Source organism: Candidatus Streptomyces philanthi (assembly GCF_059553635.1).
In genome coordinates this window covers 1-2,743 of sequence record NZ_JCANQV010000480.1, presented here as the reverse complement: position 1 = coordinate 2,743, position 2,743 = coordinate 1, and the positions used below count along the sequence as shown (strand labels likewise).

At 76.4% G+C, this 2,743-nt stretch carries 1 protein-coding gene and 1 pseudogene; both read left to right on the top strand.

Features of this window, described 5'->3' with window-relative positions:
- Positions 1-1,755, top strand: a pseudogene (locus tag AC51EU_RS29215) (hypothetical protein); the annotation flags it as partial.
- A 71-nt stretch (positions 1,756-1,826) separates the two neighbouring features.
- Positions 1,827-2,743, top strand: a 917-nt coding sequence (locus tag AC51EU_RS29210; protein ID WP_496270106.1) for a serine/threonine-protein kinase, incomplete at its 3' end; no start/stop codon positions are given.

Sequence of the window (2,743 nt, the reverse complement as noted above, 5' to 3'; positions counted from 1 at the left end):
GGTTTCATCGTTCGACTTGCATGTGTTAAGCACGCCGCCGCGGACGCCTGGCGGCGCGCCACCGACGCCGTCGAACGGTCCGGCGGCACGCTCACCGACGCCGACCACGCCGACTGTCTGGACCGCACCGCCCGCGCCCTGCCCGACGACGACGCGGCGTCCGCCGCCGAGATGTTCACCCGCGCCGCCGCCCTCCACGAGCGGGCCGGCCACCCCGCCAAGGCGCTCCTGTCCACGTCCCGCGCCCTGCTCGCACCCCAGTGCGCCGGGCCGTCCGAGGAATCCCTCGCCCCGCTGGACGGCCTGTGCGCACGGGCCCGGGAACTGCACCGCGCCAAAGAGGCCACCGCGCTCCAGACCGCCACCGTCCTGCTGAGCCGTGCCCGTGTCCGTACGGCCCTGCTCACCGCCGGGAAGACGCCCCGGGACGAGGAGGCCGCGGTCCGGGCCGAGCTGGAGGAGGTCGTCGCCTTCGTCGAGGAGCACGGTGACGAACCGGCCGTCCTCACGCCCCTGGCCGCCGCGACGTCCCTGCTCGGGCGGCTCACCGCGGCCCACGACCTGCCCGCCGCCACCCGTCTGCTGACCGAGGCCGTCGCCCGCCACCACGCGTCGGGCCGCCCCTGGTTCGCCGCCGACGCCGAGGTGCTGCTCGCCCAGGTGCTGCTGTCGCAGGACGAGCGCGGCCAGGCGGCGGACGTCGTCCGGACGGTCCTCGACGACCCCGAGCGCGTCGCCCTGCTCGAACCCCACGACCGGGCCCGGCTCTGCCTCACCCTCGCCCACGCCGTATCCGGCCAGGAGGAGGACGAGGGCCGGCAGGAGGCGGCGCTGCTGTTCGACGCCGCCCACTTCGCCGACCGGGCCGGGGAGGGCACGACCCTCGGCGCGCTCGCCCGGCTCCGCCTGGGCGGCCTCTACCGCGCCCTGGGCCGCTTCGAGGAGGCCGCGACCGTCCTGGAGGCCGTCCTGCCGGACCTGCTCGACGGGCACGACCAGGACGATCTGGTGCAGGCCCGCGTCTGGCTCGCCGCCTGCTACGCGCAGAGCGGCGACCACCGCTCGGCCGCCGAGCAGTACGTCCTCGCCGCCGACACCGCCCAGGGCTGGGAGGACCCCAAGCACCACGCGATCCTCACCCACCACGCGGGCGAGGCCCTGGACGCGGCCGGGCTGCCGGACGACTCCGCGCGGGCCTACGAGCGCGCGGCGCAGCTGTGGCGCTCCCTCGGCGAACCCGGCGGCGTGGTGCGCGCGCTGCGCGCCCGCGCCTGGGTCCTGGTCGCCGCCAAGGGCCAGGATGCGGGCGAGGAGGCCATGGAACAGGCCCTGCGGGAGAACGAGGCCGCGGTGGAACAGGCCGCCGACGACACCGCACGCGTCCGGCTCCGCCTCGACCTCGGCAGCACCCACGAGCAGGCGGCCCGGCTCGCCCTGGAACCCACCGACGGCCCGCCGTCCGCCGAGCACGACACCCCCGAGCAGTACGCCGTCAACACCACCGCGTACGCCGAGGCGCTGCGGCGCGTCGAGCGGGCGCTGACGGAGTTCGCGGCCTGCGGCGACGACGGACGCGAGGACCTGTACGGCGCCGAACTCCTCGCCGCCCACCTGGAACTGGGGATGGGCCGTACCGAGGCCGGCACCGACCGCGCCCGCCGGCTGCGCGCCGCACTGCCCGCGACGCCCGAGCCGGGCAGCCGGCTCGCCGCTCTCGCCGACCAGTGCGACGCGATCACCGACGGCACGGACTGAGCCGGAGGAGCACCGTGGCACGCGTGATCGACGACCGCTTCGCGCTGGTGGAAAAGCTCGGCGGCGGTGGCATGGGCACCGTGTGGCGCGCCCGTGACCTGGTGCTCCACCGCGAGGTGGCCCTCAAGGAGGTCCTGCCCCCGGACCCCGCGCAGGACGCCCGCACACCGGACGAGATCCGTGTGCTGCGGGCCCGCGTCCTGCGCGAGGCCCGGGCCCTCGCCCGCATCGACCACCCGAACGTGGTAACCATCCACCACATCGTGGACGGGGGCGACGGCACCTTCCCGTGGCTCGTCATGGAACTGGTGCCCGGCGGCTCCCTCCAGGGCCGCCTCGACCGGGGGCCGATGGACCCGGCCGAAGCGGCCCGGACCGGCCGGGGCGTGCTGTCCGCGCTGCGCGCCGCCCACGCCCACGGCATCGAGCACCGCGACGTCAAACCCGCCAATGTCCTGCTGCGCCCGGACGGACGCCCGGTCCTCACCGACTTCGGCATCGCCGCGATCCGCGAGACCACCACCCTCACGGCGACCGGCTCCGTCATCGGCTCACCCGACTACATGGCGCCCGAACGCATCCGGGGCAAGGGCAGCGGCCCGGCCGCCGACCTGTGGTCCCTGGGCATGCTGCTGTACGTGGCGGTGGAGGGCCGCCACCCGCTGCGCCGGGACAGCACCCTGGCGACGCTGGCGGCCGTTCTCGACGAGGAGGTGCCGCCGCCCCACCACGGCGGCGCGCTCACCGGCGTCCTGATGTCGCTGCTGGTGAAGGACCCGGCGGCGCGCCCGGACGCCGGTGCCCTCGACCGCGCGCTGGCCGCCGTGGAGGCGGAGGAGGGCGGGGCGGGACGGGGCTCCGGGACGGCGGGGGCGGGGGTTCGTTCCGTGCCGGACGCGCCGACGCGGGTCGCGGAAGGCCCGTCGTCCGGGTCTGTTGTGCCGGGAGTTGCTCCGGGCAAGGGGACAGGCGAAGGGCGGCAGGCTCC